At 65.2% G+C, this 22,189-nt stretch carries 24 protein-coding genes and 1 pseudogene; 10 read left to right on the top strand and 15 right to left on the bottom strand.

Annotation, left to right across the window (positions count from 1 at the left end; all coding sequences use genetic code 11):
• Positions 1-99 precede the first annotated feature (99 nt).
• The 4 genes and pseudogenes from Q8814_RS00515 (at position 100) to Q8814_RS00500 (ending at position 3,467) form a co-directional block, all read left to right on the top strand.
• Positions 100-654: a nuclear transport factor 2 family protein gene (locus Q8814_RS00515; protein WP_330150030.1), complete on the top strand. Its 555-nt coding sequence runs from the start codon at positions 100-102 to the stop codon at positions 652-654.
• A gap of 75 nt (positions 655-729) precedes the next feature.
• Positions 730-1,907: pseudogene (locus Q8814_RS00510) on the top strand (thiolase family protein).
• Positions 1,908-1,928: 21 nt separating this feature from the next.
• Complete coding sequence (locus tag Q8814_RS00505; RefSeq protein WP_330150029.1) at positions 1,929-2,693, top strand: SDR family NAD(P)-dependent oxidoreductase; 765 nt, start codon at positions 1,929-1,931, stop codon at positions 2,691-2,693.
• 9 nt (positions 2,694-2,702) lie between these two features.
• Positions 2,703-3,467: a crotonase/enoyl-CoA hydratase family protein gene (locus Q8814_RS00500; RefSeq protein ID WP_330150028.1), complete on the top strand. Its 765-nt coding sequence runs from the start codon at positions 2,703-2,705 to the stop codon at positions 3,465-3,467.
• Between the two features lie 83 nt (positions 3,468-3,550).
• Here the strand turns inward: Q8814_RS00500 and Q8814_RS00495 are convergent, their stop codons facing one another.
• From Q8814_RS00495 to Q8814_RS00455, 9 genes are all read right to left on the bottom strand, one after another.
• The gene (locus Q8814_RS00495; RefSeq protein WP_408015787.1) at positions 3,551-4,708 is read right to left on the bottom strand and encodes an ABC transporter substrate-binding protein; all 1,158 of its coding nucleotides are present in this window, start codon (positions 4,706-4,708) and stop codon (positions 3,551-3,553) included.
• Positions 4,709-4,724: 16 nt separating this feature from the next.
• Complete coding sequence (locus tag Q8814_RS00490; protein WP_330150027.1) at positions 4,725-5,450, bottom strand: ABC transporter ATP-binding protein; 726 nt, start codon at positions 5,448-5,450, stop codon at positions 4,725-4,727.
• Positions 5,434-6,252 (bottom strand): ABC transporter ATP-binding protein, encoded by an 819-nt coding sequence (locus Q8814_RS00485; RefSeq protein WP_330150026.1) that lies wholly within the window; start codon positions 6,250-6,252, stop codon positions 5,434-5,436. The genes Q8814_RS00490 and Q8814_RS00485 overlap by 17 nt, the downstream gene beginning before the upstream one ends.
• Entirely contained in the window at positions 6,249-7,223 is a 975-nt protein-coding gene (locus Q8814_RS00480) for a branched-chain amino acid ABC transporter permease (protein ID WP_330150025.1), read from the bottom strand. Before Q8814_RS00480 ends, Q8814_RS00485 begins: the two co-directional genes overlap by 4 nt.
• On the bottom strand, positions 7,220-8,110 hold the full coding sequence (locus Q8814_RS00475) for a branched-chain amino acid ABC transporter permease (RefSeq protein ID WP_330150024.1): 891 nt from the start codon (positions 8,108-8,110) through the stop codon (positions 7,220-7,222). Before Q8814_RS00475 ends, Q8814_RS00480 begins: the two co-directional genes overlap by 4 nt.
• Positions 8,111-8,200: 90 nt before the next feature.
• Positions 8,201-9,382, bottom strand: coding sequence for an ABC transporter substrate-binding protein (locus Q8814_RS00470; RefSeq protein ID WP_330150023.1), 1,182 nt, complete (start codon positions 9,380-9,382; stop codon positions 8,201-8,203).
• A gap of 103 nt (positions 9,383-9,485) precedes the next feature.
• On the bottom strand, positions 9,486-10,736 hold the full coding sequence (locus Q8814_RS00465) for a quinolone resistance protein norA (RefSeq protein ID WP_330150022.1): 1,251 nt from the start codon (positions 10,734-10,736) through the stop codon (positions 9,486-9,488).
• A 2-nt stretch (positions 10,737-10,738) separates the two neighbouring features.
• The gene (gene fdxA, locus Q8814_RS00460) at positions 10,739-11,056 is read right to left on the bottom strand and encodes a ferredoxin (RefSeq protein WP_330150021.1); all 318 of its coding nucleotides are present in this window, start codon (positions 11,054-11,056) and stop codon (positions 10,739-10,741) included.
• Between the two features lie 47 nt (positions 11,057-11,103).
• The gene (locus tag Q8814_RS00455; protein WP_330150020.1) at positions 11,104-12,333 is read right to left on the bottom strand and encodes an MFS transporter; all 1,230 of its coding nucleotides are present in this window, start codon (positions 12,331-12,333) and stop codon (positions 11,104-11,106) included.
• 95 nt (positions 12,334-12,428) lie between these two features.
• Between Q8814_RS00455 and Q8814_RS00450 the strand changes: the two genes are divergently transcribed.
• Positions 12,429-13,178: a M50 family metallopeptidase gene (locus Q8814_RS00450; RefSeq protein WP_330150019.1), complete on the top strand. Its 750-nt coding sequence runs from the start codon at positions 12,429-12,431 to the stop codon at positions 13,176-13,178.
• Positions 13,179-13,180: 2 nt separating this feature from the next.
• Here the strand turns inward: Q8814_RS00450 and Q8814_RS00445 are convergent, their stop codons facing one another.
• Positions 13,181-13,831: a cyclase family protein gene (locus Q8814_RS00445; protein WP_330150018.1), complete on the bottom strand. Its 651-nt coding sequence runs from the start codon at positions 13,829-13,831 to the stop codon at positions 13,181-13,183.
• 77 nt (positions 13,832-13,908) lie between these two features.
• Here Q8814_RS00445 and Q8814_RS00440 point away from each other — a divergent pair, with 77 nt between their 5' ends.
• Positions 13,909-15,195 carry a serine/threonine-protein kinase gene (locus Q8814_RS00440; RefSeq protein ID WP_330150017.1) on the top strand — a complete coding sequence of 429 codons (1,287 nt, stop codon included), beginning with the start codon at positions 13,909-13,911 and terminating at the stop codon, positions 15,193-15,195.
• Between the two features lie 6 nt (positions 15,196-15,201).
• Here Q8814_RS00440 and Q8814_RS00435 read toward each other — a convergent pair whose 3' ends face one another.
• Positions 15,202-16,008, bottom strand: coding sequence for a thioesterase family protein (locus Q8814_RS00435; protein ID WP_330150016.1), 807 nt, complete (start codon positions 16,006-16,008; stop codon positions 15,202-15,204).
• An 84-nt stretch (positions 16,009-16,092) separates the two neighbouring features.
• Here Q8814_RS00435 and Q8814_RS00430 point away from each other — a divergent pair, with 84 nt between their 5' ends.
• Together Q8814_RS00430 and Q8814_RS00425 are read left to right on the top strand one after the other, a co-directional pair.
• A complete protein-coding gene (locus tag Q8814_RS00430; RefSeq protein WP_330150015.1) occupies positions 16,093-17,169 on the top strand; it encodes a nucleoside hydrolase in 1,077 nt (358 codons plus the stop codon).
• A gap of 38 nt (positions 17,170-17,207) precedes the next feature.
• Complete coding sequence (locus Q8814_RS00425; RefSeq protein WP_330150014.1) at positions 17,208-17,624, top strand: histone-like nucleoid-structuring protein Lsr2; 417 nt, start codon at positions 17,208-17,210, stop codon at positions 17,622-17,624.
• Between the two features lie 12 nt (positions 17,625-17,636).
• Here the strand turns inward: Q8814_RS00425 and Q8814_RS00420 are convergent, their stop codons facing one another.
• Positions 17,637-19,052 (bottom strand): FUSC family protein, encoded by a 1,416-nt coding sequence (locus Q8814_RS00420; protein WP_330150013.1) that lies wholly within the window; start codon positions 19,050-19,052, stop codon positions 17,637-17,639.
• A gap of 71 nt (positions 19,053-19,123) precedes the next feature.
• Between Q8814_RS00420 and Q8814_RS00415 the strand changes: the two genes are divergently transcribed.
• On the top strand, positions 19,124-19,636 hold the full coding sequence (locus tag Q8814_RS00415; protein ID WP_330150012.1) for a MarR family winged helix-turn-helix transcriptional regulator: 513 nt from the start codon (positions 19,124-19,126) through the stop codon (positions 19,634-19,636).
• A gap of 18 nt (positions 19,637-19,654) precedes the next feature.
• Here Q8814_RS00415 and Q8814_RS00410 read toward each other — a convergent pair whose 3' ends face one another.
• On the bottom strand, positions 19,655-20,134 hold the full coding sequence (locus tag Q8814_RS00410; protein ID WP_330150011.1) for a hypothetical protein: 480 nt from the start codon (positions 20,132-20,134) through the stop codon (positions 19,655-19,657).
• 32 nt (positions 20,135-20,166) lie between these two features.
• The gene (locus Q8814_RS00405; protein WP_330150010.1) at positions 20,167-20,979 is read right to left on the bottom strand and encodes a DUF72 domain-containing protein; all 813 of its coding nucleotides are present in this window, start codon (positions 20,977-20,979) and stop codon (positions 20,167-20,169) included.
• Positions 20,980-21,081: 102 nt separating this feature from the next.
• On the opposite strand from Q8814_RS00405, the gene Q8814_RS00400 reads away from it, so the two are divergent.
• A complete protein-coding gene (locus tag Q8814_RS00400) occupies positions 21,082-21,669 on the top strand; it encodes an HdeD family acid-resistance protein (RefSeq protein WP_330150009.1) in 588 nt (195 codons plus the stop codon).
• Between the two features lies 1 nt (position 21,670).
• On the opposite strand, the gene Q8814_RS00395 is transcribed toward Q8814_RS00400, so the two are convergent.
• Positions 21,671-22,078: a TIGR03618 family F420-dependent PPOX class oxidoreductase gene (locus tag Q8814_RS00395; protein WP_330150008.1), complete on the bottom strand. Its 408-nt coding sequence runs from the start codon at positions 22,076-22,078 to the stop codon at positions 21,671-21,673.
• Positions 22,079-22,189: the final 111 nt, after the last annotated feature.

The following is a 22,189-nucleotide window of genomic DNA, read 5'->3' as shown; positions in this document are numbered from 1 at the left end:
CCATGATAATGATTAAGACGCAATCGGTGAGTTTTCCCGGCGCGTCGTACACACGGCACCATCGAACCCCTCCGCATCAGCACTCGTCCCGGAGCAGTCATGGCGATCTCTGACCCCGAATATCTCCGCGAACTCGGGCGGCGCGTCGGTCGACTCGAGGATCGTGCCCGAATTCGGAACCTGATCGCGGCCTATGCCATCGCTGTCGACGACCACGACATCGAGACGGTGGTCTCGATGTTCACCGAGGATGCCGAGTTCGTGCGCTCCGGTTCTGTAAGTCGTGGCCGGGACGCGATTCGCAGCTTCTACATCGATGCGATGGACCGATACTCGCTCACGCTCCATCAGCCACTGAGCGATCAGATCGACATCCACGGCGACAGCGCTCGCGGACTGCTCACCGGCCGGGCCGAGCTCGCATGGGCCGGCACGCTCATGGTGGCCGCCTACCGATACTCCGACCGGTACGTCCGAGAAGGCGACGCGTGGCTTTTCGCTCGAAGGGATCTGCGTTTTCTGTACGCCGTACCCGTGGACAGCTTGAACGACGGCCTCTGCACGACCGAGCGCATCCGCTGGCCAGGCACCCCTCCCCGCTCGGCCGACTTCCCGGAATCCTTGCCTACCTGGGAAAACTACCGGTCAATGTGACCGGCACCATAGCCGTGCGATTTTTGTTCTATAGTAACCATCATCATCAATAGTCTCCGTCGGGAGGATCGTCCCATGGTTCGTGCCGTCATTGTCGATGCCGTCCGCTCGCCCGTCGGGAAGGGCAAACCCACCGGCGCTCTGGCCGGTGTCCACCCCAGCGACCTCCTCGCCACTGTGCTCTCCGGCCTCGTCGCCCGACACGACCTCGATCCCGGGTTGATCGACGACGTGATCGTCGGTTGCGTCAATCAATCGGGCGAACAGTCCGCGACTCCCGGACGCCAAGCACTTCTCGCCGCGGGATTTCCCACACATGTGCCGTCGGTGACCATCGAACGCAAGTGCGGCTCGGGCCAGCAGGCAGTCGATTTCGCAGTCCAGGGCATCGTGTCCGGCGCATACGAGATCGTTGTCGCCGCGGGTGTCGAATCCATGAGTCGAGTACCCATGGGATCTGCCGCGATGGGCAAAGACCCTCACGGACCAGGGACACGTGGTCGCTTTCCCGGGCTCGTGCCACAGGGCATCGCCGCAGAACTCGTGGCCCAGAAATGGGCGCTCACCCGCTCGGAATTGGACGAATACTCGGCACGATCGCACGAGCGGGCCGCGCGTGCACGGCGGGAAGGCTGGTTCGACTCCGAGATCGTTCCGGTGACCACCGACAACGGAACGGTCACGGCAGACGAGACGATCCGGGAAGGAACCACACCGGACAAACTCGCGGGTCTTCGTGCCGCATTCGACTCCGACGACTGGCGGGCCCGCTTCCCCGACCTCGATTGGAAGGTCACAGCCGGCAACTCCTCCAGATCGCCGATGGTGCGGCCGCCCTCCTGATCATGTCCGATGAAAAAGCGCGCGCACTCGGACTGCGTCCGCGGGCCGTCGTCCGCGCCTCCGCCGTGGTCGGTGACGACCCGACCCTGATGCTCACCGGCCCCATTCCGGCAACGGAGCGGGTGCTGAGCCGGGCGGGACTGTCCGTGCGCGATATCGACGCGTTCGAGGTGAATGAGGCATTCGCATCCGTTCCGCTGGCCTGGCAGCGCGAGATCGGCGCATCCGACGACGTCGTCAATCCGCTCGGCGGCGCGATTGCGCTCGGACACCCCCTCGGCGCATCGGGAGCGCGCCTGATGACCTCCCTGATCGCACACCTCGAACGCACCGACGGGCGCTATGGCCTCCAGACCATGTGCGAAGCCGGCGGCATGGCGAACGCGACGATCCTCGAACGAATCGGATAGACGAACGAACAGGAGCCATTCATGGACATGACACAAGGATCCGCTGTTGTCACGGGCGGGGCATCGGGCCTCGGGCTGGCCACGGTCGAGCGGTTCATCGCACAAGGCACACCCACCGTCATCATCGACCTGCCGACATCCGACGGTGAAACAGTGGCAAAGTCCCTCGGCGACCTCGCCGTCTTCGCGCCGGCCGATGTCACCGACCCCGAAGCCGTGGACCGGGCGCTCGACGCCGCCGAGAAACTCGCTCCGCTCCGGGCTGTGGTCCACTGCGCCGGACGTGGCGGTACCGTTCGAGTCGTCGAGAAGGACGGCACACCCGGTTCCCTCGACCTCTACGAAAATCTGGTCCGGATCAATCTTGTCGGTTCGTTCAACGTCCTGCGTCTCGCCGCGGCCCGCATGGTTCGGAACGAACCCGTGGACGGCGAACGGGGAGTCGTCATCCTGACCGCATCCGTGGCAGCGTGGGAAGGCCAGATCGGCCAGATCCCCTACGCTTCGGCCAAGGCAGGAGTGGTCGGGATGACCCTCGTCGCGGCACGGGACCTATCGCGAAAGCTCGTGCGGGTCAACAGTATTGCTCCAGGAACCTTCGACACCCCGATCCTGTCGCGCTTCTCGCAGGAGATTCGTGACGGTCTCGCCGCCCAGACACCGCACCCGTCGCGCCTCGGTCAACCCGACGAGTACGCCAAGCTCGCCCTGTCGATCGTCGACAACGCCATGATCAACGGCGAGACGATTCGCATCGACGGCGCGATCCGCATGCAACCGCGTTAGGAGTCCCGCGTGAATACACCGGTCCACGTCGAACAATCCGACGGCGTCCAGATCATCACGATCAACCGCCCGCAAGTACGCAACGCAATCAACACCGAGACGGCGGTGGCCATCGCCGCCGCGCTCGACGAACTCGATGCCCGCGACGATCTCGTGGCAGGCGTTATCACCGGATACGGTGGAACATTCTGCACCGGAATGGATCTCAAGGCATTTCTCGCCGGCGAGCGTCCCTCCGTCGAAGGTCGGGGGTTCGCCGGCATCACCGAAAAGTCACCGGCGAAGCCGCTTATCGCGGCAGTCGAGGGTCACGCCGTCGCGGGAGGCTTCGAGATCGTTCTCGCGTGCGATCTCATCGTGGCCTCCGAGACTGCAATCTTCGGACTTCCCGAGGTCAAGCGGGGTCTGCTCGCAGGTGGAGGCGGTCTCCTTCGCCTCCCCCGGCGCATTCCCCACCAGCTGGCAGTCGAATGGTGTCTCACCGGTGAGTTCGTGCCTGCAGCCGTGGCGTACGACGCGAAGCTTCTCAACCGTCTCGTCCCGGAGGGCAACGCCCTCGACGAGGCACTGCAGCTCGCGCGGACCATCGCCAAGAACGGTCCCCTCGCCTTGCGTGCAACCAAGGAGATCATCGCGCAGGCGCGCGATTGGTCCAACGTAGAGGAATTCGACCGTATGCGGGAGATCTACGAGCCCGTGCGCTCCTCGGCAGATGCGAAGGAAGGTGCGCTCGCGTTCAAGGAGAAGCGCGCACCCGTCTGGCAGGGTCGCTGACCCGACCCCGCAGCCCATCGCGACAGCAAATATCCCCGCCGACAGAAACCTTGTCGGCGGGGATATTTCGGCTCGGCCTCCGGTCAGATCTTTGCCGGTTCGCCCAGCACCACTTCACGTGTGCCGTTCCACTCGACGAGCACTCCGGTGGTCCGCATGTCGTGCCCCTCGAAGGCGATCCGCCCCTGTGCACCGTCGAAGCCCTCCGCTGTCACCAGTTCGAGGCCACGTTGGATGTCGTCTCGTGACGCGCCCCCGGCCGCCTTGATCGCACGCGCCAGCATCCACGCGGCGTCGTAGCCTTCGGCAGCGTAGTTCACCGGATCCTCACCGTACTTCGCACGGTAGGCGTCTACGAACTTCTGCGAAGACGGGAAAGGCTGGTCGACAGTGAAGTTGGTCGTCCAGAACATTCCCGCGCCGTCCACGCCGGCCGGCACCAGATTGCCGGTTCCCGCGCCGGTCTGGCCGAGGACCGGCCCGGTGTATCCCGCCTGACGCAGCTGCCTCATCGCCGTGGCATTCTGCGCCCCGGTCAGGAGGAAGGCGACCGCATCCGGTTGTTCGGCTGCGATCTTCGTCGCCGACGACGCGAAGTCCTGTGTGGAGTTCTGCACCGAAGTAGCAGAGACGATCTCGTATCCGTACTCGTCCTGTCCTTCGGCGAGGTTCTTCTCGGCCATCTCGGCCAGGGCGGGATTACCCGCATTGAACAGGACACTCAGTCGTTCGACCCCGAGGTCTTCGAGGTGTGCCATCGACGTCGCGACGTGCGTGGTCTGCGGCGGCGTTGCGCGGAACGTGTAGTCGCCGATCAGTACACCGTCACTGGCCGACTGCGTGTAGACGGTCGGCAGACCGGAGCGATCCGCAAGGGGCGAGATCGCGGTCGCCTGCGCGCTCGAGATTCCGCCGAGCATCGCGCTGACCGATCGATCGGCCGTCGCCTCCACGGCTTGACTCACGGCAGTCTGAGTGTCGCTCGCCGCGTCCCGGCTCCGCAGGACGATTTGCGAACCCTCGAGATAATCCTGTTCGTTGATCTCGTCGATGGCGAGCTCGATACCCCGGAACTGGGGTTGACCGCCGAAAGCCGTCAATCCTGTCTTGTCCGTAACCGATACGATCTTGATCTGCGCGGGCATCTCGCCCGCTTCCACCGGACCACCGGCGGAACCACATGCCGTAGTCAGCACCAGCCCGGCTGCAACGGCGGATGCCACCGCAAAACGCTTCTTCATGATTTCCGCTTTCGATTCAACTGTCGGTTCCGGTGAGTGCCGCCTCGCCGAGGAAGGCCAGCACGACGGACGAGTGGTCGCGGGCCTCGTCCACCGGCCCCGAGTAGACCGATTCTCCGCGGTTCACCACCACGACGTCGTCTGCGATCTTCATCCCCGCCTCGGCGTTCTGCTCGACCATCAGCACACCGATCCCCTGGTCTGCGATGGCACGAACGCTGTCCATGACACGGTCGACCACGGCGGGCGCCAGCCCCATCGACGGTTCGTCCATCAGGATGTAGGAGGGCTGGGACATCAGACTGCGGCCGAACGCGAGCATCTGCTGCTCTCCTCCGCTCAGCAGGCCGGCCGGGCCGTCCTGGCGTTCCTCGAGGATGGGAAACATCTCGAAGACTTGCCGCATGGACCGTTCTCGTTCCTTCTTCGATGCGATCAGGCCGCCGACCTTCAGGTTCTCGGCCACTGTCAGCGACCCGAAAACCCTGCGGCCTTCGGGCACCAGGGAGATTCCGGCCGAGAGGATCCGGTGTGCGGGCCAGCCCTTGATCGATTCGCCGTCGAGGAGGATCTCGCCCGAGGTCGGAGTGGTCAGTCCGGCCACCGTACGTAGGGTTGTCGTCTTGCCGGCACCGTTCGCACCCAGCACCAGCGTGACCCGGCCCTGCCGGGCGGTCACCGATACACCCCGTACCGCACTGACCTTGCCGTAGTCGACGTGGAGATCACGAATCTCGATCATCGTTGCCCTGCTTTCCGAGATAGGCCTCGCGCACCGCGGGATCACGAACGACGTCCGTCGGCGTGCCCGACGCGATGAGTTGTCCGGAGTTCATTGCGAAGAGGTGATCGCAGACATCCACCATCATCGCCACGTCGTGCTCGACGATGAGCTGCGTCAATCCTTCCGACCTCAGATCGGACATCAGCTTGCCGATTTCTTCACGCTCGAACCGGTTCATTCCCGCCGTGGGTTCGTCGAGGAGCAGCAGTTTCGGTGACATGACGATGGCACGCGCGATCTCGACGCGACGCTGCAATCCGTACGACAGTTGTCCCGGACGCAGGCCTTCCTTCCCGGCGAGTCCGGTCCGCTCGAGGGCTCTCGTCACGGCGGCATCCGCTGCTTCACGGTCGGCGCTGTCCGGACGCCGCCACCACGGCCGCGAACCGGCGATCAAATCGTGGCCGAGTTGAACGTTTTCGCGAACCGTCAGGTCGTCGAGCAACCGGACGGTCTGGAAGGTTCGTCCTATCCCCAGCTTTGCGACTTCCTCCGGCCGCACATGCGAGTAATCCTGGCCCTCGAAGCGGAAGCTTCCCCGGGTGAGCGGGGTCAGACGGGTGATAGCTCCGAGCAACGTGCTCTTTCCGGAGCCGTTGGGTCCCAGGATCCCGGAGACCTTTCCTCGCGCCAGGTCGAGGGTGACGCCATCGACCGCCTTGATCCCGCCGAAATGCACGGCCAGATCGTCGACAGTCAGCACCGCGGTGCCCTCCGGGCCCGACGGGTCAGGTTCTCGGCGAACGAGTTCCGTAGTCATCGCTTCCCTCCTGCAGTGACGGTGGACGGACCGGATCCGGCAAGTTCGGCGGCGGCTTCGGCGTCTTGCTCGACCGCCCGCTGTTCGCGTGCTTCCTCGGAGTCGAGAGCATCGGCGTTCAGGCGTGCGACTCGCTTGCGGTACAGGTCGGTGACGATGCCGGTGATTCCGCCCGGCATGAAGATCGCGGCAAGAGCGACGATCACGCCGTAGACGATGCTCTGGTACGTGCCCACCTGTTCCAGGACCACCGGCAGCCAGGTGAAGATCAACGCTCCGATAAGGACACCGAGCCAGGAGCGCGATCCGCCGACAATGATGATGGTCAGCGCAAGCACGATCAGCGGGAAGCCGATGTTCTCCGGAGCGATTGCGGTCATCATGAGGATGTTCAGCCCACCCCCGAGCGCTCCCAGAACGCCGCTGAACACGAACGAGGCCTTTCGGTAGCGCGCCACGTTGATACCCATCGCGGATGCCAGCTCAGGGTCCTCACGGACGGCCTCGATCCTTCGGCCCATGCGACCGCGCTCGCTCAGAATCATCGCGCCGACCGCGATGCCGCACACGACGGCGAGATGCGGCACGGAGATCTCCACCGGGGTGATCACACCGAACAAGCCGACGGATCCGCCGGTGAGGTCACCACCGTTGTGCGCAACCACGGTCACGATCATCACGAACGCGACAGTCGCCATGGCCAGGTACAGCCCGCTCAATCGCTGCACCACCAACGAGAGCAGATAGCCCACGACCGCGCAGATCACCACAACGGCCAGCAGAGCTGATATCGCATCGAAGCCGTAGTGCAGCACGAAGATTGCCACTCCGTACGAGCCCATACCGTAGAACGCGGCGCCGGCAAAGGAGAATACCCCCATCCGGAACTGGATCTGAATGCTCAGCGCCAGAAGCAAAACTGTGAACGTGCCCTGAATGAGCACGATATTGGAGAAATAGAAGTCGCTCATACCCGTCGCACCTCCTTCTTTCCGAAGATTCCCTGCGGCCGCAGGAGCAAGACGACGAGGATCAGGCCGAAGCCGACGGCGTCGACCCACCCACCGCCGGTATAGCGCAGCACCAGGACCTCGGAGAATGCCAGGACCATCGCACCCAGGGCCGCACCCCCGGTGCTGCCCACCCCGCCGAGAATGATGATCGCAAATGCCTTGATCAGCAGAGTCTCACCACTTTCCGCGGTGATCGCACCCAGGTTGAAGGTGAGCAGGGCTCCGGCCAGGCCGGCCAGTCCGCCGGAGATCGCCATCGTCAGCAGTGACAACTGGCGGCGCTTCACTCCCATCAGCTCTGCGGTCTCGGAGTCCACCCCGATCGCGCGGAGGGCGAGTCCGTGGCTGGTGTTCTTCAACCAGTAGGAGATCGCCAGTGTGAGGACGAGAGCGGAGCCGAGTACGACCAGTCCGGTACTGGACAACCGCATGTTCCCAGCAGTGTGCACCGTCGTCTCATAGGTGCTTTTCAGGAAGCCGAAGGGCTCGCTCAATGTGTAGAACTGCACGATCGCAACGGGAATCGTACCGATCCCGATACCGCCGATGAGAATCTGGAGTTCGGCGGTGCGCTGGTCCTTGGCTCGTCGAAGAATGGGCTGGAAGGCGAAGGCGTAGATCGCCGCCGAAAGCAGAGCACCGACCACCACGGAGATGAGGCAGACCGCGATCAGGCCGAGCTCGAACTGAGAGACAATCTGCGATGCCACGAAGGCGGAAAACATGAAGATGCCACCGTGCGCAAAGTTCAGGATGTCGATTGTGCCCCAGGAGATGCTCATCCCCAGGCAGAACAGGAGATAGATGGACCCGAGCACGAGCGCATCGATCAACAATTGAGACATGGTGTTACTCCCTTGTTCCCGTACTCGCGCGGAACGCGCGCGACTGGGCGGATCCGCCGGACTCCGTCGATGTGTGGGGGTGGTCCGGCGTCAGTTGGCAGCATCCGAACCCTCCAGCAGGACTTCCTCGGTCCCGTTCCACTCCACCAGGACGCCGTCGACTCGCATGTCGTTGCCTTCGAACCACACCGGGCCGAGAGCACCGTCGAAACCCTCACCGACAACCTGCTCGAGTCCGCGCTGGACGTCCTCTCGGGACGCACCATTCGCGTTCTTCACGGCGTGCGCCAGCATCCAGGTCGCGTCATATCCTTCCGCGGCGTAGTTCAGCGGGTTCTCGCCGTTGTACTTGCCCCGGTACGCTTCGACGAACGCCTGGGACGACGGGGCGGTCTGGTGGAAACTGAAGTCGGTGGCCCAGAACATCCCGGCACCGGCCGCCCCTGCAGGAGCAAGGTTGCCCGCTCCGGCCGCGGGGTTGCCGACCACGGGACCGGTGTATCCGGCCTGACGGAGCTGGGACATGGCCGTGGAGTTTCCTGCGCCGACGAGTAGTACGACCACGGCATCAGGATCCTCGCCGGCGATCTTCGTCGCGGTGGTGCTGAAATCCTGGGTGGTGGCCTGCACTGCTGTGCTGGACAGTACCTTGTACCCGTACTCCTCCTGGCCCTCCGGAATCGTCTTCTCGCCGAGTCCGGCAAGGGTGACGTTACCGGCGTTGTAGAGCACGCTGATCGTCTCTGCGCCTTGGTCCTTCAAACGTTCGAGCGCCTTGACGAAATAGGTTTCCATCGGCGCTGTCGCGCGATAGGTGTAGTCGCCGATCACGACGCCCTCGCTGCCGGACTGCGTGAAGACTGCCGGCAGTTTCGCCCGTTCCACCAGCGGAGCGATCGCGACTGCATGAGAGCTGAGGACCGGCCCGAGCAACGCACTGACACCTTTGTCTCTCAGCACCTCCGTGGCCTGAGAGACAGCCGTCTGGGTGTCGCTTGCCGAATCCCTTTTTTCCAGAACGAATTCGGTGTCCCCGAGGTAATCCTGCTGATTGATCTCGTCGATGGCGAGTTCGATGCCCTCGAGTTGGCTGCTACCGACGTAGGCCGTGGTGCCGGTCTGGTCGGTGATCGAAACGACCTTGACCTGGTCCGGTAGGTCACCGTCCGAAACGGTCCCCCCACCTCCGGACCCGCATGCCGCAAGGAACAGGGACGCGGCACCGATACCGGCGAACGCCCGTAGACGGCCCCCGCGATCGACTCGACTCATGACTCCCCTTTCGGGTCGAATGATATTCATCATTACTCGTGATGGGAGTCACACTAGGAGGCTGCACCGAAAATGTCCATAGGGAAGTGGATGCGCAGGCGCTTCAGTGGTCGACCGTCAGAACCGCTGGGGCGCGGTCGGTGTCACCGGTGTTCCAGTGCTTTCGCCCGAAGAGCATGACCGCCCCGCAGAAGACTCCGAACAGCAGAACCGCGATCGCTGTTCCCCAGGTATAACCGACCCAGCAGGACAGCGCTCCGGCCAGAAGGATCATCAAGGCGGCGAATCCATACGAGGTACACGCATACAAGGAGGTGGCTTTGCCCTGTTCTACAGGCATCAACCCCGCCGTAAGCAACGTCAGGCCTTTCGCGTACGCGAAGCCCTGGCCGATGCCCCACAAAAGGCACCCGACCAGAACCGGCAACAGTCGTCCGGACACCATGCCCACGGCGAGAATCGCACTGCCGGAACCCAACAGAAGAAGCGAATGCGGTGCCGACGGCGTCCGTCCGACGGCTCGCCCGATATAGGGGACACCCCACGCCGTGATCAGCAGGACGACACCGCCGAGCACCCCCATGACGAGCAGGTCCGACTTCAGGCCGTCACGCAGCGCAGGCGGAAGCACACCCACGGCGATACCGCCGACTGTCCATCCCGCGGCACCGAGGCCGTACGCGGCGGCCCGGCCGCCACTACGAGCACCCCGGCCCGAAGACCGTACGGGCCGGCTACTGGGCACGGGCGCGGCGAGCCCCACTGCTGCCCTGATACGAGACCTGTTGCACCACAGAACAGTCAGCAATATGAGTTCGCACACCGCAAGAGCAACCGCGTGAACTCGGTAGATCAGCACCGTGGGATCACCGAAAACCTCGGCGATGACCGAGGCCGCGACCAGCCCGATAAGCGACCCCCCGATCGCTCCGGTGGCCGCGAGGGTGCGTCCGGACTCCCCGCGCGCAGCAACGGCAAGAGCGGCCGCGGAGCCCGTCGCCAATCCCACGCACGTACCCGTGAGAACTCTGCCCAGGAAGAGCAACGGGGGTGTCTCACTTCCCAGCCATAAGAAGACGTCACCCGATATACCCACAAGCAGTGCCACGGGAAGGACGACGTGCGCATGACGACCGAGCGCTGTTCGGTTCATCAGGAGAAACATGGATATCAGAGCCGCGAAGTACGTGACGAAGAGTGCAGCCAGCACGAACGGGGACATATCGAGCCGGTCCTCGTACAGCGGAAGGATCGGCCCGGGAATGTTCGAACCGACCACGGTGAGCGCGAACGCCGCTGCCACGGCGAGACCCAATACTACGGATCGTCGATCCGTATCGGGTACAGGAGCCATGTTCACACCCGCACAGGACGATTCCTCACGAACGGCGGATCGAAGTCCGTCCGACCGATCTTCGAAGCCCCTCCGGGCGATCCGATGTCGGCAAAGAACTCGAAGTTGGCGGCCGTGTATTCCGAGTGTTCTTCGGGCACATCTTCTTCGAAGAAGATGGCCTCCACCGGGCAAACCGGCTCGCACGCACCGCAGTCGACGCATTCGTCCGGGTTGATGTACATCATCCGACCCCCTTCGTAGATGCAGTCGACAGGGCACTCCTCGATGCAGGCCTTGTCCAGGATGTCCACGCAGGGCTCGGTAACGATGTAGGTCATTGCAAGCTCCTCTTCAGTCCGGCCTATGACTTAGGTCATAATCATATTCATTGATTTGCGGGTGTCAATGATTCCGGCGAACACAGCCGATCGACCACTTCTCGACGGCGGACGAGTTGCACCAACGCAGCGCACACGCACAGGAAGAACAGCGAACAGAACGCGTAACTGGCAGCCAGCAGACCGAACTCGTCGGCCAGCAGACCCATCGTGAGAATTCCCGATCCCACCGTTCCGTAACCCGCGAGCCACACGAGTGCCGTAACTTCCGCACCCCGGCCCTCCGGTGCGCACGCTCGCACGAGCTGCAATCCGGCAAGTTGAGCGAGGCTCTGCCCGAGCCCAGCCGTCAGTGCGGCGGCGATAATCACCGGAACCGATTCCGCCCCGACAGCAACGGCGATGAGGGCCGCCGCGAGGACGGAGATCCCCAACCCCGTCGCCGCGACCCGATAGGTACTCATCCGTCGCGCGAGGACCTGACTTCCGGCCCCCGCTCCGAACACCATGAACGACACTGCCCCCGCCAGCAGGCGCGTGTCGTTGCCGATAAGTTCAGAGATCATCGCAGGACCCAAAGAGATGAACAGCCCGGCGAGTGCGAACGGACTTCCGGCGACCGCCATCGCCAACAGTACGATCGCCCCGGTCCCTGGAGGGAAGCGCGGAAACTGCAGGAGTCTGCCCGTTGCCGGGACAGCGGGCCTGCCACCGGTTCGCGAAATCGGGAGTGCCGCAAGAACCAGGGGAATGATCAACACGACGAACACCAGGCTGGTCGGTGCCGGTGCGAAGTCGGCCAGCGCGCCGGAGAGCAGGGGCCCCACCGCCGAACCGGCCACGGGGGCGACGCTGGCATACAGGGCCGCTCGGGCACGTCCCGCCACCCCGCAGAGGTCCGCGATCGCTGCTCCCCCGGCTGCGCCGAATGCCCCCGACGCTACGCCGATGAGAAAGCGGCCCGATTCCAGCCAGATCGGGTTTCGGGCCGCCGCGAACAGTGCACAGGCAGCCACCGCAAGCGCGAGCGCAGGGATCAGTACGGCGCGGCGACCGAATCTATCGGCGGAACGCCCTCCGACAAGCAGGGAAACAATGGCCCCGGCAATGTAACTGACGAAGATCAACGCCACGGTGGTCTGAGAGAAGCCCATTTCTCGCTGCCACAGCACGTAAAGAGGCGCCGGCGCGTTGCTGACCGTGAATACCAGGAAGATCGACGCCATGACCCACTCAGGCCGGACAGTGCGGCTCTTTTCCGTTACGACGACCGCCACTGATCCTCCTGATCATTATCACTAATTAGGTGAGTAGCGTCTCACAGTTGGCCCCGCCCCGCACCGATTCGATGTGAGCCTCCAGAATCGGTTCCGTGAACGAAGCGACAAGCGCACCGGTCGACGCGACCGAAATACTCCGGTCCGCGTGGCAGGCCGTCTCCACGGTCGACGACCCGGCACCGACCGCGGTGGTGATCGGCACGGCACTGCTCGCGCTGGTGCTCGTCATGGTTCGGCCGCTGTGGCTGAAGACCCGTCACGTCATCACGCAGGCTCACGAGGGTTCGCACGCGCTCGTCGCGACGCTGGTCGGGCGGAAGCTGTCCGGCATACGGCTGCACGGCGACACGTCCGGGGTGATGGTGTCGTCCGGCAATCCGCGTGGGCCCGGCATGATCGCGACGACGTTCGCGGGGTACACGGGTCCGGCGGTGCTGGGCTTCGCTGCGGCGACGCTGCTCACGCTGGATCGGCCCGCTGCGGTGCTGTGGTCGATTCTCGCCGCCCTCGCTGTGTTGATCTTGTTGATTCGCAACCTGTTCGGGTTCGTTTCGGTGATCGTCGCGGGCGCACTGGTCGGGGCGGCCGCGTATCTCGGCGACCCTGTCGTCCGCTACATCGCGGCATACCTGATCACGTGGGTGCTGTTGCTCGGTGCGACGCGACCGGTGCTCGAACTCGCCCGCACCCACATGCGCGGGCGCGGACACGGCTCGGACGCACACCAGCTGCGGTCGCTCACCCACATCCCGACCGCGGTGTGGTTGGTGTTGTTCGCCGTGGTCACCGCCGGAACGGCTGTGTACGGGACTGTTCGGATCGTCGTGACGCAGCTGCTCTGAGGTCACGCCTCGATCTGCATGGCAACCGCTCGCACCGGGGCTCCGTCGGCGCCTTCGAACGCGATCGGCAGCAGGCTCACCAGCGGGTCGGCGAAGTCGATCGCCTCGAGGTTCCGGAGGTTCTCGCAGATCACCCCGTGTGCGGCCGCGATCACTCGGTGTGCGGCAAGCGCTTCGTCGCCGGTGGGGTCGATGCTCGGTGCATCGATGCCGATCGTGCGCACGCCACGTTCGATCAGCCATCGGCAGGCCTCGACGCTGAGCGCGGGATGGTCGAAGTACGCGTCGGTGCCGAAGTACTGCGACCACCCGGTGTGAACGAGAGCAAGGTCGCCCGGACGAAGATCGGCTTCCCCCCACAGCTCGGGCGTGATGTGCCCGCGCGGCGCGACGCGGCCCCGAACGTCGAGGATCACCCCACGACCCACGAGCATGCCGGGCGGCAGCCGGTCGACGGGGGCGCCGTCGTCGCGGATATGCCGCGGCGCGTCGATGTGAGTCCCGGTCTGTGTTCCCAAGTCGATGCGCAGCAGGTTGTAGCCGTCGTCGGCGATTCTCGCGTGCGGTGTGAAGACGGGCACCGGGTCGCCGGGATACACCTGGGTCCTCGTCGATATCGGATGACTCAGGTCGACGATCCGCACTACCCGCATGTGTTTCGATGTTAGGCCCGGCCGTCCCCGACCACGCTGCACCGGCCTCCCCACCGGAGACGCGCTAACGTCGATATGTGACCGTCCACAGTGTTCTCGGCGGCCGCTACGAGCTGAGCGGCCTGCTCGGCGTGGGCGGTATGGGCGAGATCTACGACGGCTGGGATACCCGGCTCGACCGTCCGGTGGCGGTGAAGATGCTGAGGCGGGAGTTCGGAAGCAAACCTGACGTGCGGCAGCGGTTCGAAGCGGAGGCACGCGCGGCGGCGACGCTGACCCATCGCTGCATCGTCGCCGTCCACGACACCGGAGAACACGACGGGCGTCCCTACATCGTGATGGAACGATTGCCCGGGCGCACGCTCGCCGACGACATCGCGCGCGGCCCGCTTCCCGACGACCGGGTCCGTGCGGTTCTCGTCGATGTTCTCGAGGCTCTCATCGCAGCCCACGACGCGGGGATCCTCCACCGCGACATCAAACCCGCCAACGTCCTGATCACCGACAGCGGCGTCAAGGTCAGCGACTTCGGAATCGCCAAGAGCGTCGGTGACGACCTCACGCGTACCGGGGAACTCGTGGGCACCGTCGCATATCTGAGTCCCGACCGCATCGCCGGCCGACCGGCGGAGGTAACGGACGACCTCTACGCACTCGGAATTGTCGGCTACGAGGCCCTATGTGGCCGGAGGCCGTTCGCGCACGACAACATTCTGTCGCTGGCCCGGGTAATCGCATACGAGGAGCCGCAGCCACTCTCCGAGGCCCGACCGGATGCGGATCCGGGGCTCGTCGCGGTTATCGAGCAGGCCATGGCTCGCGACGTGTCCCGACGCTTCGGCAGTGCCCGTGCCATGCTGGCGGCGCTGGAAGACCGCACCGGCACCTACGCCGTCGCGGCCGCGACGCGCAGCTTGCCCGTGGACGATGCCGTCACAACAGCGCCGATTCCCGTCGCGGCCGGCAAGGCCGGTCGGAACGATCCATCGCGGGGCGTAGTTCTCGCTACGGCACTGACGCTGATCGGAGCGATCGCCGTCGGCGTCCTGGCCCTCGCCTGGGGACAAAGCTCCGGCACACCGCCCGCAGCGACAACGGAGTCCCGCACACCCGGTGTTTCTGCTTCGCTTCCGCAACGCACACAGGCCTCCACTCCTGAAGCCGTGGAATCCACGACCGGACTCGACAGTGCGGTGACCGAGATTCCCCCGCTTCCGGCACCCGTGCCGGTCCCGGTGACGACTCTTCGCGTCGACCCGCCCGGCAATCCCGACAATCCGGGGAATTCCGGCAACGGCAACGGCAACAGTGGCAACGGCAACAGTGGCAACGGCAACAGTGGCAACAACGGCAACGGCCGCTGACCCGCCTCAGCCGAAGTCGACCTGCCGATGCGCATTGGACAGGGCGGTCACGGTTCCGGCGCCGAACGTCCCCATGCGATCGAACAATACGGACGTGCCGACGGAGATACCGTCCGAGCTGATGTGGTGATCGGCCTCGACACCGACCTCGGGTCCCGACGGTAGCCGGGAGAAGGTGAGAGTGAGGTCGGCGTTGATGAATCCGACGCCCTTCTCACTCCAGTTGGCCATCAGGCTGGTGGCCTCGCCCACGGTCACCGCGCGTACGAACGGCGACGGCTCCTCCCCGACGATCACCGGCAGCTGCCGAGCCCACAACCGTTTCCGGCTCGAGTTCTGGTGCTCGGAAATGGCCTGCGACCACCCCTCGGGATGATCGTCGCTGCCGAACCAGGTGGGGACGAAGCCGGTGGGCGCTCCGTCGAGACCCGCAGGTGGGGGCTCGGGATGCGAGTCCCGAGTCCATGCGGTACCCGGGGGCTGCGACGATGTACGGAGATAGACCACGGTCGCGCGGGCCGACACGTCGCCGCCCTGCAGCAGTTGCGCATCGGCGACGCGAATGCGGTTTCCGTCGCGGACACGCGTGGTGGTGAATCGGACGACTTCGGCGCGCACCGGTTTGAACAGGTCGACGGTGAACCGTGCCGGCACGAACCCCTCGACCGCGTGGTGGTTCTCGAGTTCACGCGCGAGCAGTCCGCACACGCACGGCCCGTTCAGCATCTCGGCCGACCACGGGCTCTCCGCGTACTCGGTGGGACTGTAGTTGCCGTCGGCTTCGGTGAAATATCCACGCACCTTGTGTTGCATGCCCCGGATTCTTTCAAGCGTGCATTCGGTCACCTCGACCCGCCCTGTCGCAGCCCGCGTGGCCGGGTGCCGGAAGATGTCGGTGTGGATTCACGCACCCCTTCTGCGGCTCCGGCGCAGACCCGTCTGCTCATCGATGTCGATACGGGTATCGACGACGCCCTCGCGCTGCTGTATCTCGCGGCGAGCCCGGAAGCCGACATCGTCGCGGTGCTGTGCACCGCCGGGAATGTACCGGTCGACCAGGTGACCGTGAATACGCTTGCATGGCTGGATGTTTGCGGAAGACGTGACGTCGAGGTCTTCGCTGGTTCGCAGGCGCCGCTGGTCGCCCCGCTGATGACCACCGAGGATACTCACGGTCCTCGCGGAGTCGGGTACGCGGAGTTGCCGGCACCGACGCGCGGCCCATCCGAGCGGTCGGCCGCCGAAGCGTGGGTGGAACTGACCCGCGCCCATCCCGGTGAGCTGACCGGTCTCGTCACCGGTCCGCTCACGAATCTCGCGCTCGCGTTGCGACTCGACCCGGAGTTGCCCGAGCGACTCCACCGGCTCGTGGTGATGGGCGGGTGCTTCAATCATCCGGGCAACACCACGCCCACGTCCGAATGGAACGTGGCGGTGGACCCGGAAGCCGCGAAAGTAGTGTTCGACGCGTTCTCCGCGTTGGGCCCCGACCGCCGCCCCATCATCTGCCCACTCGACGTCACCGAAACCATCGAGATGCGACCGTCACATGTGCAGCGAATCGCTCGGGTCGCGGAAAGCGTTCCCCCCGTGACGTTATCGCCCGACGACGCGCGAGGTCTGCGCTCTCGTACATCGAACCCGGTCGTGCAGCACCTGACCGATGCGCTGCGCTTCTACATGGAGTTCCATCGCGATCAGGATCTCGGATTTCTCGCGCACGTCCACGATCCGTTCGCGGCGGCGGTCGCGTTGGGCACGGTGCCGTACACGACGCGCGCCGCGACGGTGGATGTCGAGCTGGACGGTCGACTCACCCGCGGCACCACGATCGCCGACTGGATGGGCATGTGGGGCCGGGATCCCAACGCCGAAATCGTGGTCGGAACAGAGCCCGAAGTGTTCTTCGATCACCTCGTCGAGCGTGTCGGCGTGTACAGCCGCGATTTGAAGCTACCGGGGAGTAGAAACTAGCGTCGGGGGGAGACGTTCGGGGAAACAAGGAGAATAGCGTGGCGCAGAAGATGCGGGTCGAGTACTTCGACGATATCGACGGTGAGCCCATCACGGACGGGTTGGCGCAGTCATTTCGGATCATCGTCGACGATGTGGAGTACGAGCTGGATCTCCGGCCGGCCAATGCCGACAAGTTCTGGGCGGTGCTGAAGCCGTGGCTGACCGAGGCGACGCGTAAACCGCATGTGGACACGCCTCCCGCACCGGTCGTCGAGCCGGCGCCCACGGCGGTTCGCTCCCGCTCGGCCGGCCGCCCACGGACAGTTCATGCGCGGAAGAAGATCTCGTCGGGCAGGGCACCGGAACAGCTTGCCGCGGTCCGGCACTGGGCACGTGGGCAAGGCCTCGAAGTGAGTTCGCGCGGACGCGTTCCGCGCGACATCCTCGAACGCTTCGATGCGGCGCACGCCTGACCGGGAGCCGTTTCAGCGGGCGAGGTGGTGCCGGTCTCCGTGCGCGATGGTGAGCGCGGCGACGATCACGCCGATCACCACACCGATGAGGGTGTCGGCCACGCGGCTGATCGCGATGTCGGGGCCGAGTTTCGCCCCGAGACCGGTGAGCAGCAACGCCATCGTCGTGACGAAGACGGACGCGAACGCGTAGTTGCGCGTGACGACCATTTCGGTGACGGTTTGGAACAGTACGATCGCCAGCACGAGCGGCCAGTAACCGAGATCGAGCACGAGCAGGACCGCGGCGATCAGTGCACCGCCGACGTTTCCGAGTAGACGCTGGATGGCGCGTTGCACGGTGTGCCGGTAGTTCGCACCCTGCAGCGCGGCCATCGCGCCCATCGTGGCCCACAGCGGATGCTGTAATCCGGCGGCCTCGGCGAACCAGCCGGCAAGTAGCGAGGCGAGCGTGATCCGGCCTACACCGATAGTGGTTGCCCGGCCGGTGAGTCGTCGCATGCCGGTGCGGACGAAGTTCTCCGGGCGATCGACGACGGGCGCACCGGTGGCATCCACGCGCGGAATTGCGATGTCGCGCCGTACCTTACGCAGTTCGCCTTCGAGCCGCGCGAAGTCGTCGAGCCGGGCGCGGTGGGTGTCGTGGGATCCGCTGTGGACGACGGATTCGGCAGCGTCGACCAGCGCGAGAAGTTCGTGGGTGTGCGAGTCCATCCGCCGGGTGGTTCCGAGGGCGATGACCTCGCGGGCGCGGGCGATGGCGGCATGCGCTGCCGGGAGGGCTGTTTCGCCGCCGGTCTCGAGCGCGGAAACGGCGGCGAGAGCGCGTGCCACGGCGATGCGCGCCGGGGCGTGCGGATGATAGAGCGCGGGTAGGAGCGCGATCGCCCATCCGACGAGGGCCCCGATCACTGCCGCAATCGTGACGAGGCCGACGTCGTCGGCGTCGTCCGCGAATCCTGCGGCCCCGGCGGCGGCGAAGATCAGAATCACGGGTCCCGGTCCGGTGATCTCGAACACGGTGAGGAGCAGGTAGGACATGCCGGCCGCGACCGACAACAGCGCGATCTGCAACCACATCGACAGGCCCAGAGCGCCGAGCGCAGCGCCGAACGCGGTGTAGGCGACGAGGCCGAGCCCGACACAGATCACCTTCGCGGCGAGGCGGGGATACGGCTCGTACCGCGCGAACGCCGAGCACAGTGCGCCCAGCGCCGCGAAGCCCGCAACCTCCCCGTAGCCGAGGAGTCCACCGCCGACGAGGGTGATCAGCGTTGCCAGCCCGACGCGAAGTGCCACCGCGACGGTGGGGTCGGCGGAGCGCATCTCGAGGGCGTCTCGCCATGCGGTCGCCGACAGCGAATGAGCAAGCGCGTCCCCCGAGTGGCGGAGGCGACTTGATTTCGTGGCGGACCGGGAACTCTGCATCGAACCAGGATATTAGTTTATAAGTAAATTATCTATGAAACTGTAGTGAAATTGATCGTTAAGATGGCCACATGTCCGCGGAATCCTCCCAGCACGACTACGTCGAACACGTACGTCTCGCCTGGGCACGGCTCTATCCCGCCCTCGACGTGCGGCCCATCGATGTGATCGGACGAATCACCCGCATCAGTTCCCTCGCACTCACTCAACTCGACCGCGAGCTGGACGGCAGCGGCATCGGCCGGACGGAATTCGAGGTGCTCTGTGCACTCGCCCGCAGTGACCACCCGTTGCGGGCCAGCGAGGTCACCTCGGTCACGGGCATCTCCGGCGCATCCACCACCAAACACACCGAACGGCTCGTCAAGCTCGGATTGGTCGAACGCCAACGGCTCGAACGCGACGGACGAGTCGTGCTGCTCGAACTCACAGGCACCGGCCGTGCACTCGTCGAGACGGAATTTCCGCGCAGGCTCGCGCGCGAGCAGCACATGCTCGACGGCCTCACCGATCACGAACTCGAAGTCCTCACCGGTCTGCTGCGCCGCGTCGCACACAACGTCGAGACCCAGACCCGGCACTGAATCGGCCCGGTCGGAAGGTCAGGGCATCTCCATCGTTTCGGCACGTTCGATTTCGGCGACCGCGCGCCGCACATACGGTTCCGGCGCAACGCGCCGAGCCGCAACGAGCTCGGCGAGGACAACCGATCCCGCGGAGAGATACTGCTCGGGCCGGATTTTCGGGGTCTCGGCGTCGGGATCCGACACGCCCAGGGTCTCGACCAGCACTTCGACCACCGCGTCGGGGTGCAGCGACGACTGCCATCGCGCACCGCCGCGGACACTGCGCTCGAGGACCGCCTGCACGTCCTCGCCGGTCAGCCCGTCGGGATGCAGTTCCTCGAGCAACTCACGCGTCATCCCGGCATACACGGCGGTGACCTGCTCGTACGGCAAGGCGACGAGGTCGCCGACGGCGGCATCGAAGGCCGGCGCGGACTCGGAGCGCACCGCGTCCAGCGCCGACACGGTGGCGGTCGCGATCTGCCGGGTGATCGTCGGCCAGTGGTCGGGCCACACGGGATGCTCCTCGGTTCTCTGCGGGTGTTCGGTCACAGGCTTTCTTGCAGCGCCAGCGCATCGTGCGGTGCATAGCCTTTCATGTCGTTGTCGAAATAGACGTAGACGTCCCGTCCGCTCCGTAGCCACCCGTGGATCCGCTCGGCCCACGTGTCGAGCACCTCGGCCGTATAGCCGCTCGCGTACAGCTCCTGGTCGCCGTGCATCCGCACATATACGAAATCGCTCGTGACGTCGGTGAGGAACGGAAATCTGCCGGCGGTGTCGGCGACGACGAGCCCGATGTCGTGAGCGCGTAGCAATTCCACGGCCTCGGGCGCGGCAAAATCGGGATGCCGTACCTCCAGGGCATGACGGAGCGGGCGTTCGGCGTCGGTGTCCACCCACGCCCGGTCTCCTGGCAGCTTGTCGGTGTGCCGCCGGGCGAGCTCGGCCGCGGCCGTCGTCGTACGCGGCAGCTGGGCGAAGAAACCGGTGAGCCGGTCCTCCTCGAAGCCGAGCGTGGGAGGCAACTGCCACAGCAGCGGCCCGAGTTTCGAACCGAGCGCGAGCACACCCGACGCGAAGAAGTTGGCGAGCGCATCGTCGACGTCGGCGAGCCGTTTCATGTGCGTGACGAAGCGCCCGCCCTTGACGGCGAACACGAAATCGTCCGGCGTCGCATCCCGCCACGCAAGGTAGCTGCTGGGGCGCTGCAGCGAGTAGAACGACCCGTTGATCTCGATCGAACCGAGCCGCTCGGCGGCGTAGGTGAGTTCGAGACGCTGCACGAGCCCTTTCGGGTAGAAGTCGCCGCGCCAGCCGGGGTAGCGCCACCCGGAGATTCCGATCCGCGCCGTTGCCACGTCCCGAGCCTAACTTCAGCGGGCGATTCGGCACCCATCGCAACATAAGGCCGCCTACCCTGTGGAGCAACAAGATCGCGACTTCTAACGCCAGGAGCCGTCATGTCCGCAAACTCCATCTCTCATCCCGATCCGTTCCGGTCGCTGTTCAAGCAGATCTGGTGGGTGGTGCTGCTGCGCGGCATCCTCGCCGTCCTCTTCGGTGTCATCGCGCTCGTATGGCCGGGTATCACCGTGTGGGCGCTCGTCGTCGTGTTCGCCGTATACGCAATCGTCGACGGGGTCGTCCTCGCGGCGCAGTCCGTCCGCGACCGCGCCACGCTGGACGGCTGGGGCTGGTGGCTGGCGATGGGCGTCGTATCGGTTGTCGCCGGCCTGCTCGCCCTGTTCTGGCCGGCGATCACCGCGCTGGCACTGCTGTACCTGATCGCCTTCTACGCGATCATGTTCGGCATCACCGGCATCGTCGGCGGGATGCGCTTCCGGAAGGTGCCCGAGTCCGGCTGGCTGTGGTCGGTGATCGCCGGAGTCGTCGCGGTGCTCTTCGGCCTGATTCTGCTGATCTTCCCCGGTGAAGGCATCCTCGGCCTCATCGTGGTGCTGGGTATCTACGCGATCCTGTTCGGGGTGCTGCTCATCGTGATGGCGTTCCAGGTGCGCAACTCGGCGAAGAAGGCCGGGATCCTCTGACTCAGGCGTTCTTCAATCTGCCCCAGGCATGCCAGTGGTCGATGTCGATCCACGCGCTGACCCGCTTACGGTCGCGCACTCCATACGGGTGTCCGGTGTAGTGCCGCGAGAGCCGGTCGATGTCCGCGAGGTCGGGATCGTCGGCGAATTCGGCGACCTTGCCCTGAATGCTCACGTGCGTGACCCAGTCCTCCGGGTCCATCGCGCTCAGGCTCACGCGCGGATCGTTTCGCAGATATTCGAGGCGCTTGCGACCCTCGTCCATGTTGACGAGAATCCGTCCGTTTTCGTAGATGTACCACGTGGGCACCGACACGGGATGACCGTCGGCGCGCAGCGCGCTGATCGTGGCGTGGTTGGGACGGGCAAGCAGTTCGGCGACGGCGTCGGGGAGCGGGGGCTTGGGCACGGTGGTGTTCCTTCCGTCTGCGGATCGGCTCGAGCTTAGGTCCGTTTACCCGAAACCACCCCGCGCCACACGGCAGGGGCCGACCATGGAATCAGGAGCATCGCGAGTCGA

It is taken from the genome of Rhodococcus chondri (genome assembly GCF_036327435.1).
Classification (GTDB): Bacteria; Actinomycetota; Actinomycetes; order Mycobacteriales; family Mycobacteriaceae; genus Rhodococcus; species Rhodococcus chondri.
The sequence above is the reverse complement of the archived record's forward strand: the minus strand, read 5'-3'. Positions and strand labels throughout refer to the sequence as shown.

What these genes read in the sequence shown, in the direction of transcription:
- Q8814_RS00515 (WP_330150030.1), top strand. Translation starts at nt 100, where the DNA reads ATGGCGATCTCTGACCCCGAATATCTCCGCGAACTCGGGCGGCGCGTC.
- Q8814_RS00505 (WP_330150029.1), top strand. Translation starts at nt 1,929, where the DNA reads ATGGACATGACACAAGGATCCGCTGTTGTCACGGGCGGGGCATCGGGC.
- Q8814_RS00495 (WP_408015787.1), bottom strand. Translation starts at nt 4,708, where the DNA reads ATGAAGAAGCGTTTTGCGGTGGCATCCGCCGTTGCAGCCGGGCTGGTG.
- Q8814_RS00490 (WP_330150027.1), bottom strand. Translation starts at nt 5,450, where the DNA reads ATGATCGAGATTCGTGATCTCCACGTCGACTACGGCAAGGTCAGTGCG.
- Q8814_RS00485 (WP_330150026.1), bottom strand. Translation starts at nt 6,252, where the DNA reads ATGACTACGGAACTCGTTCGCCGAGAACCTGACCCGTCGGGCCCGGAG.
- Q8814_RS00480 (WP_330150025.1), bottom strand. Translation starts at nt 7,223, where the DNA reads ATGAGCGACTTCTATTTCTCCAATATCGTGCTCATTCAGGGCACGTTC.
- Q8814_RS00475 (WP_330150024.1), bottom strand. Translation starts at nt 8,110, where the DNA reads ATGTCTCAATTGTTGATCGATGCGCTCGTGCTCGGGTCCATCTATCTC.
- Q8814_RS00470 (WP_330150023.1), bottom strand. Translation starts at nt 9,382, where the DNA reads ATGAGTCGAGTCGATCGCGGGGGCCGTCTACGGGCGTTCGCCGGTATC.
- Q8814_RS00465 (WP_330150022.1), bottom strand. Translation starts at nt 10,736, where the DNA reads ATGGCTCCTGTACCCGATACGGATCGACGATCCGTAGTATTGGGTCTC.
- fdxA (WP_330150021.1), bottom strand. Translation starts at nt 11,056, where the DNA reads ATGACCTACATCGTTACCGAGCCCTGCGTGGACATCCTGGACAAGGCC.
- Q8814_RS00445 (WP_330150018.1), bottom strand. Translation starts at nt 13,831, where the DNA reads ATGCGGGTAGTGCGGATCGTCGACCTGAGTCATCCGATATCGACGAGG.
- Q8814_RS00435 (WP_330150016.1), bottom strand. Translation starts at nt 16,008, where the DNA reads ATGCAACACAAGGTGCGTGGATATTTCACCGAAGCCGACGGCAACTAC.
- Q8814_RS00420 (WP_330150013.1), bottom strand. Translation starts at nt 19,052, where the DNA reads ATGCAGAGTTCCCGGTCCGCCACGAAATCAAGTCGCCTCCGCCACTCG.
- Q8814_RS00415 (WP_330150012.1), top strand. Translation starts at nt 19,124, where the DNA reads ATGTCCGCGGAATCCTCCCAGCACGACTACGTCGAACACGTACGTCTC.
- Q8814_RS00400 (WP_330150009.1), top strand. Translation starts at nt 21,082, where the DNA reads ATGTCCGCAAACTCCATCTCTCATCCCGATCCGTTCCGGTCGCTGTTC.